Raw genomic sequence first — 13,631 nt, forward strand, 5'->3', positions numbered from 1 at the left:
ATTGCGTCACCCCTAAGGGTGACCGCCAGAGCGCCGCCGCCTGCGTTTCTCTTTCCAAATCAACAATGTCAAAGACCCGAACACACCTTCCGGTGAGCCCATCGTTTAGCGCCCGATGTCGGCGGAGGCGGCTATCTATCCAACCTCGAATTCCGTGTCAAATCGTTTTTTTCAAAACTTTCTGACCCAGTGCCGAACCAGGGAAGAACCCGGGGCCGGCGAGCTGGCAGCTTCTAAAGAAACCACCAAACCCTGTCAAGCAATTCTTTCTAAGAAAGTCTTGCCCGACTTCTTCGCTTCAACTTCCGAATTCTTGCGAACTCTTCCATCTCCGCGACTGGGTTGGCGCTCCTACTGAAGCAACCCCACCCAGTCAACCAACTCTTTCCATCATCTTCCGAAGAACCGAAGCCCTCCAGAAAGCAACAAAAGCGCTCCCTCCCGAAGACCTAAAGGTCGTCGGCAATCCAGCTGCCCGAGTCGATTGAGGCCGCGGAACTTAGCGATGAGATCCGACCGAAGCAAGGGCCTTTCGGCCTCGTTTCGAGCGTCTTCGTCAGCGCCGTTCCGAGCGAGGGGCGCATATAGGCGCGTGACGGAAGGATGACAAGCGTGAATCCGCACGCCCCTTCGAAGACCCAGGCAAGACCTGGGGATAGCGCGACGCGGGGTCGCGCCGGGCCGCCTCCGCCCCCCTCTCTATAAGGGTGAGACAGGACCTCCGCCTTGAACCGCCGCCGCCGCGTCGCCACTTCACTGGAGACGTTGCGGAATCGGGGCGCCGCTCCAGGGCCCCGGACCTCCGCGAACGAAGTCGCTCAGAGCGAAGGACTTCGCATGACCCGGACCATCCTGTTCGACAGCCCCTTCCTGCTGGGCTTCGAACACACCCGAGACCTGATCGAGCGCGCCGCGAAGGCCGCCGGCGAGAGCTATCCCCCCTATAATGTCGAGCAGACCGACGAAGGGGTGCGCATCACCCTGGCCGTGGCCGGCTTCTCGCCCGACCAGCTGCAGGTCACCGTCGAGGGCGGCCAGCTGGTCGTCGCCGGCCGTCGCGACGGCGACGGCAAGGGCGAGATCGACCGGGCCTATCTGCACCGGGGAATCGCCGCCCGCGGCTTCCTGCGCACCTTCGTGCTGGCGGAAGGCATGGAGGTCTCGGCCGCCACCCTCGAGCACGGCCTGCTTCACGTCGACGTCGCCCGCCCGCCGCCCGAACGGCTGGTCAGGAAAATCCCCATCCGCTCGCAGGGCTGAGGCCCATGCCATCGCGCCTTCGAAGCTCGGCTGAACCGCAGGGCCTTCGGAGCGTTCCCCTATCGAAGGAGGTGGTCACATGACGCCCAATTCGCACACGCCGTTCTTCTCGACCGAGGCCTTCGCCGCGCTGGGCGCGCCCGACCTCGTCTATGTGCGCCCGATCAAGGCCGCCGAGATCCTCGCCGACGCCCCCGAGGGCGTGGAGGACTTCGACCTCGCCCCCGACCAGACGCTCTATGCGGTGTGCCGGGCCGACGGGGCCCGCCTGGCGGTGCTGACCGACCGCGACGCGGCCGTGGCGGCCGCCCTGGCCCATGAACTGGCCCCGGTCTCGGTGCACTAGGGCCTTCGGACCGGAAGACGGCCCAAACGAAAAGGGCGGCGGATCCTGCGATCCGCCGCCCTTCTTCTTTTATGCGACTACCGACCTCAGTTGAGGTTGGCGGCCGGCGCCTGCTGCTGGCGGAACATGGTGATGGCGATCAGGCGATCCCAACCGACCAGCGACACCAGGTGAGCATAGACCTGGGCCAGGGCGCCCGTGCTCTGCAGCTCCTTCAGCTTCTCGACCGGCAGAGCGTTCAGCTTCTCTTCCGAGACGCCGTAGTACTCGGCCACGACCTGCGGCTCGCCCGGCTGGCCGTCGGGGCCCTGCGGGGTGAAGGTGGCCTTCTTCAGTTCGAAGAGGTCGTTGTCCTTCAGCAGCTGCACGAACGAGTCGGTGCGGCGGCGTTCGACTTCGAAGTCGTCGCAGAACTTGATGCAGTTCTGGGTGTATTCGGTCGGCTCGCCCTTGGCGTCGAACAGCGCGGTCTCGCCGCCTTCGGCCAGCAGGTTCGAACCGCGGTCGATGCAGACGATCATGCGGCCTTCGGCGTCGTCGTTGGCCAGCACGAACGGATAGCGACGGACATAGGCCGGGATGTAGACGCCGACTTCGGTCGAACCGTCGGCGTGGATGAACAGGTTCTCGCCCTGGTTCAGGCCCATCACGGCGAGCGGGATGCGCTCGTCGCCGGCGAAGATGATCGGGTAGGAGAGGCCGGCGGGGCCGAACTCGGTGACCGTCAGCGGCACGGCGGTGCCCGCCGCGGCGAAGCCGTAGGGCTTGTCCTTGTGGACCAGGCCCAGCTTGCCGTGCTGCTCGCGGTTCAGCGGCTCCGGCGTCGAATAGAAGAGAACGTTGCCGGAGATGCCGCCGGCGGACTGGGTCGTTTCCATAAGAAGCTCTACAGAAGGGCTAAGAAGAACGGACGCTCTATCGCTTAGGCGGCCTTTGGTGGTCAGCGCTTCTAGCCGATCTGCGATATCCCGGCAATCGACACCTCCGGAGAGAGAATCGCCGTCCCGACCCTCGCCTGGCGAGCGAAGGCCGGGACCCGGACGAGCCTAGAACTTCCAGGCGATCCCGGTGCGGACCGAACGGCCCGGCGAGGGCGCGATGTCCTTCAGGAACGAGGCGTGCTCGCGCACCTCCTCGTCGGTCAGGTTGCGGCCTTCGAGGAACAGGCGCAGCGGCTGGTCGGCGAAGGGCTTCACCGTCACCTTCAGGTTCACGACCGTATAGGCGTCGGTCGGCAGCTCGTAGGTCGCCACGCGGTCCTGCTCGGCGACGTGGCGCACTTCCAGTTCGCTCTCGACGCGCGAGACGGTCCAGATCGCCCGGCCGGTCACCGACCACGGCGGGATGCGGGCCGGCGCGCCCAGGTCGGTGGAGCCGCGCACATAGTCGGCCACGCCTTCCAGGCGCACGGCCTGCTCGCCCGAGCGCCAGGCGTTCCAGCCCACCTCCAGCTCGGCGCCGTGGAACTTGGCGCCGGTCTGGTAGTACTGGAACACCGGCAGGTTATCTTCCTCGGCGCCGGTCGGGGCTTCCTCGATGAAGTTGTCGTACCAGGCGCCCCACAGGTGGCCCTCGACGCGCAGGCGCTCGCCCGTCCAGCGATAGGTGCCCTCCAGCGAGGTGACCTTCTCGGAATCGAGGCTGTCGTCGCCCTTCTCGTAGCCGCCGGTGCCCGGGTGCGGGCCGTCGGCGAACAGTTCGAACTCGGTCGGGGCGCGACCGTTGTGCGACAGAGTCAGGGCGTAGAACTGGTGTTCGGCCGGCTTGTAGAACACGCCCAGCGAGGCCGAGACGTTGTCGAACTCGCGCTTCTGGGTCGCCGTCTCCAGCGAGCGGGTGTCGAAGCGCAGGCCCGCGTCCACGCCCCAGTCGCCGCGATCGAGGCGCTGCAGGGTGAAGACGCCGTATTCCTTGATGTCGACGCTGGGCACGAAGGCCTCGTCGCCGATCGCCTCGAAGCTGCGGCTCAGGGCCTGGAAGCCGATGGCGCCCTGGTGGCCGTCATGCTCGCGGTGAACCAGCTCGACGCGGCCCTCGGTGCCGTCCGACAGGAAGCGGGTGCCGACCTCGCCGTCCTCGACGCTGACCTCGGCATGCTCGTAGTCGGCGTGGCCGATCGAGACGCGCACCTTCTCGAACCACGGATTGTCGAGTTCCTGCTCGCCGCGCAGGTCGTAGCGGGTCTGCTGCAGGTGGATCGAGACGGGGCCTTCGGCGTCCGGGTCGATGGGGGCCAGGATCTGCTCGTAGGGCACGCCGTAGGTGGTGTCGGTGCGCTTGACCGACAGGCCGAAGAAGCCGCGGTCGTGCACGTAGGACACGCCGGCGCCGTAGGCGTCCATCTCGACGTCGGTGTTGCGGACGGTCTTTTCCGGGTCGACGGTCAGGCCGTCGCGGGCGGCCAGGCGCGCGGAGACCGGCGAGGTCGGGACCGAATAGTCGTCGCTGCGGCGACGGTCGGCGTCGACGGCGAAGACCAGCGGGCCAGCGTTGAACTTGGCCGCGCCGCTGACGCCCCAGCCGTCATCGACGGACGAGGCCGAGGCGGCGATGCGGCCTTCGATGCCGTTCTCGGCGCGGCTGGCGGGCACGCGATCGTCGATCATGTTGACCACGCCGCCGATGCCCGAGCCGCCATAGGCCAGGGTGGACGGGCCGCGCAGCACCTCGATGCGCGAGGCTTCGGCCGGGTCGGAGGCCACGGCGTGGTCGGGCGACAGCGACGAGGCATCGACCTGGCCGACGCCGTTCTGCAGCACCATCACCCGCGGACCGGCCAGGCCCCGGATCACTGGGCGCGAGGCGCCGGGGCCGTAGAAGGTCGAGCGCAGGCCGGGCAGGCCGTTGAGCACGTCGCCCAGGCCGGCCGGCGGGGCGGTGTCGAGCTTGTCGCGGGTCAGCACGTTGACGCTGCTGGTCACGGTGTCGAGCGAGACGGCGTAGGGCGCGGCGGTGACCACCACCTGCGAGACGGCGGTGTCGGTCGGGTCGGCGGCGGGATCGGCCGGGGCGGCGGCCGTATCGGCGGCCCATACAGGAGCCGCGCCCATGGTCGCGGCTGCGAGCGCGAGGAGGCTGGCGGCCGCGAAGACGTTACGGCGGAGCGGAAGGCGGCGGGTCATGAACGACGGATCCTGGAACTGGCCGAGGGAGCGGCTCGCTTTCTGTTATGAAATAACATATCTCGCCGTCAATCCGCTTTCGCTTGACGCGAGCACGAGGCGGCTTTCTGTGTCTTCACGACCTCAGTTCGGGCTCTCCATGATGCGTTTCTCGTCTCTGCTCCCCTTTTCGGCCGCAATCTCGGTCGCTGGCCTGCTCGCCGGCTGCGCCCAGCTGACCGGCGAAACGCAGGGCAAGGCCCCGGCCAAGACCTATGCCGAGGCCGGCGGGTCGAGCACCTGGACCAAGCCGCCGAAGGGCTACCTGACCCTGGCCGAACCGTTCGACGCGCCGGGGATCGTCGGTCCGCCGCCGACGCCGGACTCGCCGCGCGGCAAGGCCGACCGCGCCGCCTATGACGACACCCGCAAGCTGGCCGGCACGCCGGCCTGGGACAAGGCGGTGGCCGACGCCGACCTGTCGGGCGCCAACGGCTTCAAGAGCTTCTCCTGCGCGGCGCGAGTGACGATCAATCCGCAGAAGACCCCGACCCTGGCCAACCTGCTGCTGCGCATGACCGACGACGCCGGGACCATCTATCGCCCGGCCAAGCAGGCCTTCTCGCGGCCCCGTCCGCCGGTGGGCAACACCAAGCCGATCTGCGTGCCGCGCGAGAGCTGGATCCAGACCGAGGGCTCCTATCCATCCGGCCACGCCCTGGTCGGCTGGTCATGGGGCCTGGTCCTGGCCGAGCTCGTGCCCGACCGCGCCGCCCAGATCACCGCCCGCGGTCGCGAGTTCGGCGACAGCCGGGTGATCTGCGGCGTCCACTTCCCCAGCGACCTGGAGGCCGGCCGCCTGCTGGGCGGGGTGATGGTGGCGCGGCTGCACGCCGACCCGGCCTTCGAGGCGGACCTGGAAAAGGCCAGGGTCGAGATCGCCGCCTCCAGGGCAGAGGGCCCGCCGGCCGGCTGCGGCGGCTGAGGCTCGTCCCAAGGACGCGCGACGGAGCGATGCAACTTCGCGCTTGAGCCCCCTTCGGCGGGGCGCCACCTTGGCGCCCTTTCGGGGGAGGGCTGAATGTTCCAGACCATGCGACGCGGCGCGGCCTGCGCCTTGTCGATCATCGCCGTGGGCGGCTGCGCGGTGTTCGCGCCGCCCGACGACCCCGTCCTCGATAGCAAGATCACCACCGCCTACGAGGGGGTGGCCAAGCTGGCGGCCGAGGGCGAGATGGGCCTCTACGCCGACAAGACCACCTATGCCGGCGCGATCGGAACCTATGCCGACATCCAGGCCGCCCTGGCCGTCGCCGCCGTGCGCGCGGGCAGCCAGCCCTACGCCGCCCGCCCCGCCCAGAAGGCCATCGCCGCGGAAGTGTCGCTGATCCAGGGCTGCAGCGCCCAGGTCAAGGGCCTGGCCCAGCTGCATCAGATGGCCGGGATCATTCCCAACACCGGCGCGACCGCCGCCATGATGGTCGCTTGCGATCAAGCGGCCAAGGCCGTCACCGCCATGAAGCCGAGGTAGCCCCGATGACGATCGACTTCTCCACCCTGCAGGTCGACAACGCCGACGAGCTGGCGACCGCGCTGGAACAGCAGCTGGGCGCCACCGCCACCGACTGGTGGAACGCCAACAAGAGCGTCGTGCCGGGCTATCTGCGCAGCCTGGCCGAGGCCGCGATCCAGACCCGCACCGCCCTGGCCAACCACCAGCTCACGCCCGAAGCCGCCGACCTGATCCTGCACAACCAGGAACTGGCCCTGAACCAGACCCTGCAGTTCACCAAGTTCATGACCCTGGCGCTGAGCCAGACCGTGCTGAACACGGTGTTCCAGGTGGTCGGCTGGGCGATCTACAACAGGACCGGGATCAACCTGGCCCCGAACCTGGTGCAGCCGGCGGGCGGCGGGACGGCGGCGGCGAGCTAGGTCGGCCAAAGAAAAAGCCCCGCCGTTTCCGGCGGGGCTCGATCTCGTCGACGCCTCGAAAAGCCTCAGCCGCGCTGGTCGCGCTTGGCCAGCACGCGCAGGCGCAGGGCGTTGAGCTTGATGAAGCCGCCGGCGTCGCGGTGATCGTAGGCGACCTTGCCCTCTTCGAAGGTGACGAGGTCCTGGTCGTACAGGCTGTAGGAGCTCTCGCGGCCGATGACCGTGACGTTGCCCTTGTAGAGCTTCACGCGGACGCGGCCGGTGACCTTCTCCTGGCTGTAGTCGATGGCCGCCTGCAGCATCTGGCGCTCCGGCGTGAACCAGAAGCCGTTGTACACCAGCTCGGCGTACTTCGGCATCAGCTCGTCCTTCAGGTGCATGGCGCCGCGATCGAGCGTGATGCTCTCGATGCCGCGGTGGGCGGCCAGCAGGATGGTCCCGCCCGGGGTCTCGTAGACGCCGCGCGACTTCATGCCGACGAAGCGGTTCTCGACCAGGTCGAGGCGGCCGACGCCGTTGTCGCGGCCCAGTTCGTTCAGCTTGGTCAGCAGGGCGGCCGGCGACAGGGCCACGCCGTCGATGGCGACCGGGTCGCCCTTCTCGAAGTCGATGGTGATGACGGTCGGCTTGTCCGGCGCGTCTTCCGGCGCGATCGTGCGCATGTGGACGAACTCGGGGGCCTCGACCGCCGGGTCTTCCAGGACCTTACCTTCCGACGAGGAGTGCAGCAGGTTGGCGTCGACGCTGAACGGCGCCTCGCCGCGCTTGTCCTTGGCGATCTGGATCTGGTGCTTCTCGGCGAACTCCAGCAGCGCTTCGCGCGACTTGAAGTCCCACTCGCGCCACGGGGCGATCACGTGGATGTCGGGCTCGAGGCCGTAATAGCCGAGCTCGAAGCGGACCTGGTCGTTGCCCTTGCCGGTGGCGCCGTGGCTGACGGCGTCGGCGCCGACCTGGCGGGCGATCTCGATCTGGCGCTTGGCGATCAGCGGGCGGGCGATCGAGGTGCCGAGCAGGTACTGGCCTTCGTAGACCGTATTGGCGCGGAACATCGGGAACACGAAATCGCGCACGAACTCCTCGCGCACGTCCTCGATGAAGATGTTCTCGGGCTTCACGCCTGCGGCCAGGGCCTTGGCGCGGGCGGGCTCGATCTCTTCGCCCTGGCCCAGGTCGGCGGTGAAGGTCACGACCTCCGCGCCGTACTCGGTCTGAAGCCACTTGAGGATGATCGAGGTGTCGAGACCGCCCGAATAGGCGAGCACGACCTTCTTCACGGGCTTGTCGGCCATGAGCGGGGTCCTTGTCGAAGGCGAAAACACAAAGTCGCGGGGCGTTTAGCGCGCTTTTGCGACGAGGGAAACACGAGCAGGGTGCGAAGCCGGGCTACAGACGAATCTTGCCCTCGGCGGCCAGCTGGTTCAGCGCCCGGCGCACCTGGGTCAGGTGGATCACCGCCAGGATCGCCGCCAGGGTGGCGCGCAGACCCAGCATGGTCAGCCGCAGGGTCAATTCCTCGGCCTGCCGGCTCTCGACCAGCAGGTAGAGGCTGATGGCGAAGGCCCCGGCCGGCAGCAGCACCAGGGCCGGAGCGCGCGGCAGCCGCAGCAGGGTGTCGCCCCTGGGCGACCAGGCCACCGGGGTCGGCTCGCCCTTGGGAATCTTGCTCCAGGCCATGCGCGACGCCCCGGCCATGATCGACAGGGCCAGGATCCACAACACGTCGCCGATGACGCCGAGAATATCCATCTAGAAGGTCAGCCTCACGCGGTCGCTTGCTTATACGGTCACTTGGGCGCCGAGCTCGACGACGCGGCCCGGCGGGATCTTGAAGAAGTCGGTCGGGTTGGCCGCGTTCTTCATCAGGAAGATGTACAGCCGATCCTGCCACAGGGGCATGCCCGAATTGGCCGACGGCACGATCGAGCGGCGGCCGAGGAAGAAGCTGGTCGCCATGATGTCGAACTTCAGCCCCTGCTGCTTGCGCAGCAGCGCCAGCGCCTTGGGCACGTTCGGGCTTTCCATGAAGCCGTAGTAGATCTCGACCTTCTTGAAGTCCTCGTTGACCTTGAAGGTCTTGATCCGCTCCTCCTCGGGCACGCGCGGCGTCTCGGCCGTGCGCACGGTCAGCACCACGTTGCGTTCGTGCAGCACCTTGTTGTGCTTGAGGTTGTGCATCAGGGCGACCGGGGTCATGTCCGGGTCGGAGGTCAGGAAGATCGCCGTGCCGGGCGCGCGGTGCGGGGCCCGGGCGCGCAGGATCTCCATCAGGTCGGCCAGGGGCACGCTGTCGCGGCGGGTCTTCTCGCTGAGGATCTGGCTGCCGCGCACCCAGGTGGCCATGATCGTGAACAGGGCCGCCCCGATCAGCACCGGCAGCCAGCCGCCGGTGAAGAAGCGCAGGGCGTTGGCGCTGAGGAACACCAGGTCCAGCGTCATGAACGGGATCAGGAAGGCCAGGGCCACCGGCAGCTGCCACTTCCACAGCTGGCGCATGACGATGAAGGCCATGGCGGTCGTGACGACCATGGTGCCGGTCACCGCCAGGCCGTAGGCGTGGGCCATGGCCGACGAGGTCTTGAAGGTGAACATCACCGCCAGCACGCCCAGCAGCAGCATGGTGTTGAGCTGCGGCACGAAGATCTGGCCCGACTGGGTCTCCGAGGTGCGGCGCACGTCCATGCGCGGCAGCAGGCCCAGCTGGATCGCCTGCTGGGTCAGCGAGAAGGCGCCGGTGATCACCGCCTGGCTGGCGATGACGGTGGCCGCGCCGGCCAGGATCACTAACGGCAGGCGCAGGAAGTCGGGCGCCATCTCGAAGAACCAGTTCATCTCCTGGAACGGCACGCCGGCCCGCTCGGCCTCGACCAGGGTGTTCAGCGCCAGGGCGCCCTGGCCCAGATAGTTCAGCGCCAGGCACGGCAGCACGAAGAACAGCCAGGCGGCCTGGATCGGCCAGCGGCCGAAATGGCCCATGTCGGCGGTCAGGGCCTCGGCCCCGGTGACGGTCAGGAACACCGCGCCCAGCACGATGAAGCCGGCCATGCCGTGATGCTGCAGGAAGTGGACGGCGTAATAGGGGTTGATGGCCCGGAACACGCCGGGGTGGTCGAACAGGTGGTAGACGCCCAGCGCCGCCATCACCGCGAACCACAGGGCGCAGACCGGACCGAACAGCTGGCCGACCTTGGCCGTGCCCCGGCTCTGGATGAAGAACAGGCCCAGCAGCATCACCGTGGCGATCAGCAGCACCGCCTGGGTGCTGATGCTGTGCTCCAGCGCCGGAATGGTCCGCAGGCCCTCGACCGCCGACAGCACCGACATCGCCGGGGTGATCACCGCGTCGCCGTAGAACAGCGCCGCCCCGATCACGCCCAGGCCGAACACCAGGGCCGTGCGCCGGCCCATGGCCCGCTGGGCCAGGGCCATCAGCGACAGCACCCCGCCCTCGCCCTTGTTGTCGGCGCGCATGATGAACAGCACGTACTTGATCGTGACGACCAGGATCAGCGCCCACAGGGCCAGCGACACGATCCCCAGGATCTCCGCCCGGGTCACGCCGTCGGCGGCGGTGACGTGCAGCGCCTCCTTGAAGGCGTAGAGCGGGCTGGTGCCGATGTCGCCGAACACGACGCCGACGGAGCCCAAAGCGAGCGCGAACACGCCATGGCCCTTTGGACCGTGACCATTGGCGGAGCCGCCTTGTTGGGGAATGTCGCACGCCGCGACGGAGGCGTTCTCAGAGGTCGAAACGCCGGAGGCTTCGGAAGCCATTCAATCCCTCCGGGACCGCGCCCTCGAAAATCTCGCGCGAAGCCCCATATCGATCAAGCGGGGCGCGATACACCCAATCCGATCCGGGTTCAATCGCGACCTTGGCCGCGCGCCTTTACGGTTTTTGTTTCAACGCGCGCGTTACCCCCTTACGTTCCGGACTTAGCAGAAGATCATGTCCGACAGTCAGAAGTTCCCCGTCGCCGCTCACGCCCTGGCCTATCTGGCGCACAAGGAGGCTTTCAGCCCCGACCGCGCCGTCGCCAGCGCCGAACTCGCGGCCTCCGTCCCCACCAATCCGGTGGTGGTGCGGCGCGTCACCGCCATGCTCGGCAAGGCGGGGCTGATCGGCGCGCGCGCCGGGGCCAACGGCGGCGCCTGGCTGCTGAAGCCGGCGACGGACATCACCCTCGACACCGTGCTGCGGGCCGTCCACGGCTGCGCCAACCTCGGCACCGCTCCTCCGGGGGTGAAGGGCTGTCCCGTCGGCGCGCGGATCCCCGACGCCGTCCGCGCGGCCCTGATCGCCGCCGACGCCGCCGCCGCCGAGCGCCTGTCGCGCATCTCGGTGGCCGACCTGCTGGCCGACCCGGCCGAGCGCGAGGCCGTGCTGCAGAGCGCCTGAAGGCGACCTGCAGAAAAACTGCACCCGAAATTGTTGCGATTACCCCTGGCGCCATTCGAGGGCGTTATTACGTAATCGCTACCGATACAGTTCCTGTTCGGAAAACATCATTCTCCTCAGGGGACATCCGCCATGACCACCAAGGTCGCCATCGTCTATCACTCGGGCTACGGCCACACCGCCGTCCTCGCCGACAAGGTCGCCCAGGGCGTCCGCGACGCCGGCCAGACCCCGGTCCTGCTGGCCATCGAGAGCGCCGGCCAGGACTTCAAGCCGATCCTCGACGCCGTGACCGAGTCCGACGCCGTCGTGTTCGGCGCGCCGACCTACATGGGCGACGTTTCAGGCGTGTTCAAAGTCTTCGCCGACGCCACCTCGGCCGCCTTCTTCACCGGCGCCTGGAAGGACAAGCTGGCCGCGGGCTTCACCAACTCGCACAGCTTCTCGGGCGACAAGGCCCATGCCCTCAACAGCCTGGCGATCCTGGCGGCGCAGCACGGCATGAACTGGATCAACCTCGGCATCGCCCCGCCGAGCGTCACCGCCGCCGAGCGTGGTCCGGAAACCATCAACCGCGTCGGCTCGTTCGTCGGCCTGGCCGCCCAGTCGGACAACGCCTCGCCCGAGATCACCCCGCCGGCCGGCGACCGCGAGACCGCCCGCCTGCTCGGCGTGCGCGTGGCCGAGGCCGCCGTCCGCTGGACCCGCGGCGCCCAACCGGCGCTGGAAGAAGCCGCCTAAGCGATACCAGGCGCGCCGCCCTCCCCTCAGAGGCGCGCCCCTCGCGGAGGAACGATCGACCCCGCCCCCCCGACGGTCGTTCCTCCGCCCCCGCTTGAACCATAACCTTCGGCGTGCTCGACTCCTGTGACGCTTCGTTCGCAGGATCTTCGACCCACATGGCCCGCCGCCTCGCCCTGATCACCGGCGCCTCCGCCGGCATCGGGGCCGCCTTCGCCCGCATCTACGCCAGCCACGGCTATGACGTGGCCCTGACCGCCCGCCGGCTCGACCGGCTGGAGGCCCTGGCCGCCGAGATCCGCATGCGCTTCGGGGTCGAGGCCTACGCGATTCCCGCCGACCTGGCCGATCCGGCCGGAGTCGACACGGTGCTGGCCGGGATCGCCGCCGAGGGCCGCGAGATCGACGCCCTGGTGAACAACGCCGGCTACGGCCTGCCCGGCGCCTACGACAAGACCACCTGGGCCGACCAGTCGACCTTCCTGCAGGTGATGCTGACTTCGGTGTGCGGCCTTACGCACAAGGTGCTGCCCGGCATGGTCGAGCGCCGCTTCGGCCGCATCGTCAACGTCGCCTCGCTGGCGGGCCTGGCGCCCGGCTCGGCCGGCCACACCCTCTATGCGGCGACGAAAAGCTTCCTGGTGAAGTTCTCCCAGAGCCTGCACCTGGAGAACCTGTCGACCGGCGTGCACGTCAGCGCCCTGTGCCCCGGCTTCACCCTGTCGGAATTCCACGACGTCAACGGCACCCGCGCCCAGGTCAGCCAGAGCCTGCCGGCCTGGATGTGGCTGGGCGCCGACGAGGTCGCCGCCGCCGGCTACGAAGCCGCCGAGGCCAACCGCCCCGTCTGCGTCACCGGCGCGCCCAACAAGGCCATCGCCGTGCTGGCCAAGATCATCCCGGACGAATGGGCCCTGGCCCTGATCGCCAGCCAGGGCGGCAAGTTCCGGAAGGTTTAGCCCTTAGCTCCTCCCTCGCTTCAGCGGGGGAGGTGGCGCGCTGCGGATACGCAGCGTGACGGAGGGGGCGAGTGACAGAGCGCCGAGCCCAGTCCCGCCCCCTCCACCGCTTCGCGGTCCCCCTCCCCCGTTTCACGGGGGAGGAACTTGCGCTCCTTATTTCTCCGCCGCGTACGGCGCCTTCGCGTCCGCCCGGATCAGGCCCCGCGTGGCGTCCCCCACCCCGATCAGCACGAACTGCACCGCCAGGGCGCAGAGGATCAGGCCCAGCACCCGCACGACGATGCTCATGCCGATGCGGCCCAGCACCTTGCTGATCACCGGCGCGGCCCAGAAGGTGGCGACCAGCACCACCGACACCGCCGCGATCACGCCGACGCCCAGGGCCATGCCGGTCAGGCCCAGGTGCTTGGCCTCGCTGGCGTAGATGATCACGGTCGAGATCGCGCCGGGGCCGATCAGCAGCGGCATGGCGAACGGCACGATCAGCCGCTCGAACCGCTTCTTGGCGTAGACCCGGGCCGACAGCACCTCGGTCTCGCCCTCGGCGGCGTCGGCGAACATGGTGGTGAAGTCGTCGCGCACCATGTCGAGACCGAGAATGAACAGGATGATGCCGCCGGCGATGCGGAAGGCCGGCATCGAGATGCCGAAGAACTCGAGCAGGGAAACGCCGGTGAAGTAGAAGAACACCAGGAAGGCCAGGACGAAGAGGCCGATATAGACGGCCACCATCCGCCGGCCCGCCGAGGCCGCGCCGAGGGTGGCGGCGGCGAACAGCGGCACGTTGCCGATCGGGTCGATCAGCGCGAACAGGGCGACGAAGAAGTTGACGGCGAGTTCGGCCTGGCTCATTCGACGTCCTCAACCTTCATGCCTGTGCGGGAAAC

Annotated in this window: 14 protein-coding genes and 1 pseudogene; 8 read left to right on the forward strand and 7 right to left on the reverse strand. The window is 68.3% G+C overall.

What is annotated here, in order from left to right; all coding sequences use genetic code 11:
- The first annotated feature begins 837 nt into the window (after window positions 1-837).
- Window positions 838-1,260: an Hsp20 family protein gene (locus tag AC07N1_RS04575; protein ID WP_494670727.1), complete on the forward strand. Its 423-nt coding sequence runs from the start codon at window positions 838-840 to the stop codon at window positions 1,258-1,260.
- 79 nt (window positions 1,261-1,339) lie between these two features.
- A complete protein-coding gene (locus AC07N1_RS04580; protein WP_110122192.1) occupies window positions 1,340-1,606 on the forward strand; it encodes a DUF1150 family protein in 267 nt (88 codons plus the stop codon).
- 86 nt (window positions 1,607-1,692) lie between these two features.
- On the opposite strand, the gene AC07N1_RS04585 is transcribed toward AC07N1_RS04580, so the two are convergent.
- Both AC07N1_RS04585 and AC07N1_RS04590 read right to left on the reverse strand, forming a co-directional pair.
- Window positions 1,693-2,484, reverse strand: a complete 792-nt coding sequence (locus AC07N1_RS04585; protein WP_494670728.1) for a SapC family protein — start codon at window positions 2,482-2,484, stop codon at window positions 1,693-1,695.
- Between the two features lie 168 nt (window positions 2,485-2,652).
- On the reverse strand, window positions 2,653-4,728 hold the full coding sequence (locus AC07N1_RS04590) for a TonB-dependent receptor (protein WP_494670729.1): 2,076 nt from the start codon (window positions 4,726-4,728) through the stop codon (window positions 2,653-2,655).
- 142 nt (window positions 4,729-4,870) lie between these two features.
- Between AC07N1_RS04590 and AC07N1_RS04595 the strand changes: the two genes are divergently transcribed.
- From AC07N1_RS04595 to AC07N1_RS04605, 3 genes are all read left to right on the forward strand, one after another.
- Window positions 4,871-5,692 carry an acid phosphatase gene (locus AC07N1_RS04595; RefSeq protein ID WP_494670730.1) on the forward strand — a complete coding sequence of 274 codons (822 nt, stop codon included), beginning with the start codon at window positions 4,871-4,873 and terminating at the stop codon, window positions 5,690-5,692.
- 96 nt (window positions 5,693-5,788) lie between these two features.
- Window positions 5,789-6,238 (forward strand): hypothetical protein, encoded by a 450-nt coding sequence (locus AC07N1_RS04600; RefSeq protein ID WP_494670731.1) that lies wholly within the window; start codon window positions 5,789-5,791, stop codon window positions 6,236-6,238.
- A gap of 5 nt (window positions 6,239-6,243) precedes the next feature.
- Complete coding sequence (locus tag AC07N1_RS04605; protein ID WP_494670732.1) at window positions 6,244-6,642, forward strand: hypothetical protein; 399 nt, start codon at window positions 6,244-6,246, stop codon at window positions 6,640-6,642.
- A gap of 65 nt (window positions 6,643-6,707) precedes the next feature.
- On the opposite strand, the gene AC07N1_RS04610 is transcribed toward AC07N1_RS04605, so the two are convergent.
- From AC07N1_RS04610 to AC07N1_RS04620, 3 genes are all read right to left on the reverse strand, one after another.
- Window positions 6,708-7,934, reverse strand: coding sequence for an argininosuccinate synthase (locus tag AC07N1_RS04610; RefSeq protein ID WP_494670733.1), 1,227 nt, complete (start codon window positions 7,932-7,934; stop codon window positions 6,708-6,710).
- 94 nt (window positions 7,935-8,028) lie between these two features.
- Window positions 8,029-8,391 (reverse strand): hypothetical protein, encoded by a 363-nt coding sequence (locus AC07N1_RS04615; protein WP_494670734.1) that lies wholly within the window; start codon window positions 8,389-8,391, stop codon window positions 8,029-8,031.
- Between the two features lie 30 nt (window positions 8,392-8,421).
- Entirely contained in the window at window positions 8,422-10,416 is a 1,995-nt protein-coding gene (locus AC07N1_RS04620; RefSeq protein WP_494670735.1) for a potassium transporter Kup, read from the reverse strand.
- A 175-nt stretch (window positions 10,417-10,591) separates the two neighbouring features.
- Here AC07N1_RS04620 and AC07N1_RS04625 point away from each other — a divergent pair, with 175 nt between their 5' ends.
- From AC07N1_RS04625 to AC07N1_RS04635, 3 genes are all read left to right on the forward strand, one after another.
- Window positions 10,592-11,041, forward strand: a complete 450-nt coding sequence (locus tag AC07N1_RS04625) for an Rrf2 family transcriptional regulator (protein ID WP_110133029.1) — start codon at window positions 10,592-10,594, stop codon at window positions 11,039-11,041.
- Between the two features lie 132 nt (window positions 11,042-11,173).
- Window positions 11,174-11,782, forward strand: coding sequence for a flavodoxin family protein (locus tag AC07N1_RS04630; RefSeq protein WP_494670736.1), 609 nt, complete (start codon window positions 11,174-11,176; stop codon window positions 11,780-11,782).
- 158 nt (window positions 11,783-11,940) lie between these two features.
- Window positions 11,941-12,741 (forward strand): SDR family NAD(P)-dependent oxidoreductase, encoded by an 801-nt coding sequence (locus tag AC07N1_RS04635; protein WP_494670737.1) that lies wholly within the window; start codon window positions 11,941-11,943, stop codon window positions 12,739-12,741.
- A gap of 20 nt (window positions 12,742-12,761) precedes the next feature.
- Here the strand turns inward: AC07N1_RS04635 and AC07N1_RS04640 are convergent.
- A pseudogene (locus tag AC07N1_RS04640) lies at window positions 12,762-12,896 on the reverse strand (hypothetical protein); the annotation flags it as partial.
- 1 nt (window position 12,897) lies between these two features.
- Window positions 12,898-13,596, reverse strand: coding sequence for a MarC family protein (locus tag AC07N1_RS04645; RefSeq protein ID WP_494670738.1), 699 nt, complete (start codon window positions 13,594-13,596; stop codon window positions 12,898-12,900).
- Window positions 13,597-13,631: the final 35 nt, after the last annotated feature.

It is taken from the genome of Caulobacter sp. GW821-FHT09B11, from assembly GCF_059418205.1.

What these genes read in the sequence shown, in the direction of transcription:
- AC07N1_RS04620 (WP_494670735.1), bottom strand. Translation starts at nt 10,416, where the DNA reads ATGGCTTCCGAAGCCTCCGGCGTTTCGACCTCTGAGAACGCCTCCGTC.
- AC07N1_RS04590 (WP_494670729.1), bottom strand. Translation starts at nt 4,728, where the DNA reads ATGACCCGCCGCCTTCCGCTCCGCCGTAACGTCTTCGCGGCCGCCAGC.
- AC07N1_RS04645 (WP_494670738.1), bottom strand. Translation starts at nt 13,596, where the DNA reads ATGAGCCAGGCCGAACTCGCCGTCAACTTCTTCGTCGCCCTGTTCGCG.
- AC07N1_RS04625 (WP_110133029.1), top strand. Translation starts at nt 10,592, where the DNA reads ATGTCCGACAGTCAGAAGTTCCCCGTCGCCGCTCACGCCCTGGCCTAT.
- AC07N1_RS04600 (WP_494670731.1), top strand. Translation starts at nt 5,789, where the DNA reads ATGTTCCAGACCATGCGACGCGGCGCGGCCTGCGCCTTGTCGATCATC.
- AC07N1_RS04580 (WP_110122192.1), top strand. Translation starts at nt 1,340, where the DNA reads ATGACGCCCAATTCGCACACGCCGTTCTTCTCGACCGAGGCCTTCGCC.
- AC07N1_RS04575 (WP_494670727.1), top strand. Translation starts at nt 838, where the DNA reads ATGACCCGGACCATCCTGTTCGACAGCCCCTTCCTGCTGGGCTTCGAA.
- AC07N1_RS04610 (WP_494670733.1), bottom strand. Translation starts at nt 7,934, where the DNA reads ATGGCCGACAAGCCCGTGAAGAAGGTCGTGCTCGCCTATTCGGGCGGT.
- AC07N1_RS04635 (WP_494670737.1), top strand. Translation starts at nt 11,941, where the DNA reads ATGGCCCGCCGCCTCGCCCTGATCACCGGCGCCTCCGCCGGCATCGGG.
- AC07N1_RS04585 (WP_494670728.1), bottom strand. Translation starts at nt 2,484, where the DNA reads ATGGAAACGACCCAGTCCGCCGGCGGCATCTCCGGCAACGTTCTCTTC.
- AC07N1_RS04630 (WP_494670736.1), top strand. Translation starts at nt 11,174, where the DNA reads ATGACCACCAAGGTCGCCATCGTCTATCACTCGGGCTACGGCCACACC.
- AC07N1_RS04615 (WP_494670734.1), bottom strand. Translation starts at nt 8,391, where the DNA reads ATGGATATTCTCGGCGTCATCGGCGACGTGTTGTGGATCCTGGCCCTG.
- AC07N1_RS04595 (WP_494670730.1), top strand. Translation starts at nt 4,871, where the DNA reads ATGCGTTTCTCGTCTCTGCTCCCCTTTTCGGCCGCAATCTCGGTCGCT.
- AC07N1_RS04605 (WP_494670732.1), top strand. Translation starts at nt 6,244, where the DNA reads ATGACGATCGACTTCTCCACCCTGCAGGTCGACAACGCCGACGAGCTG.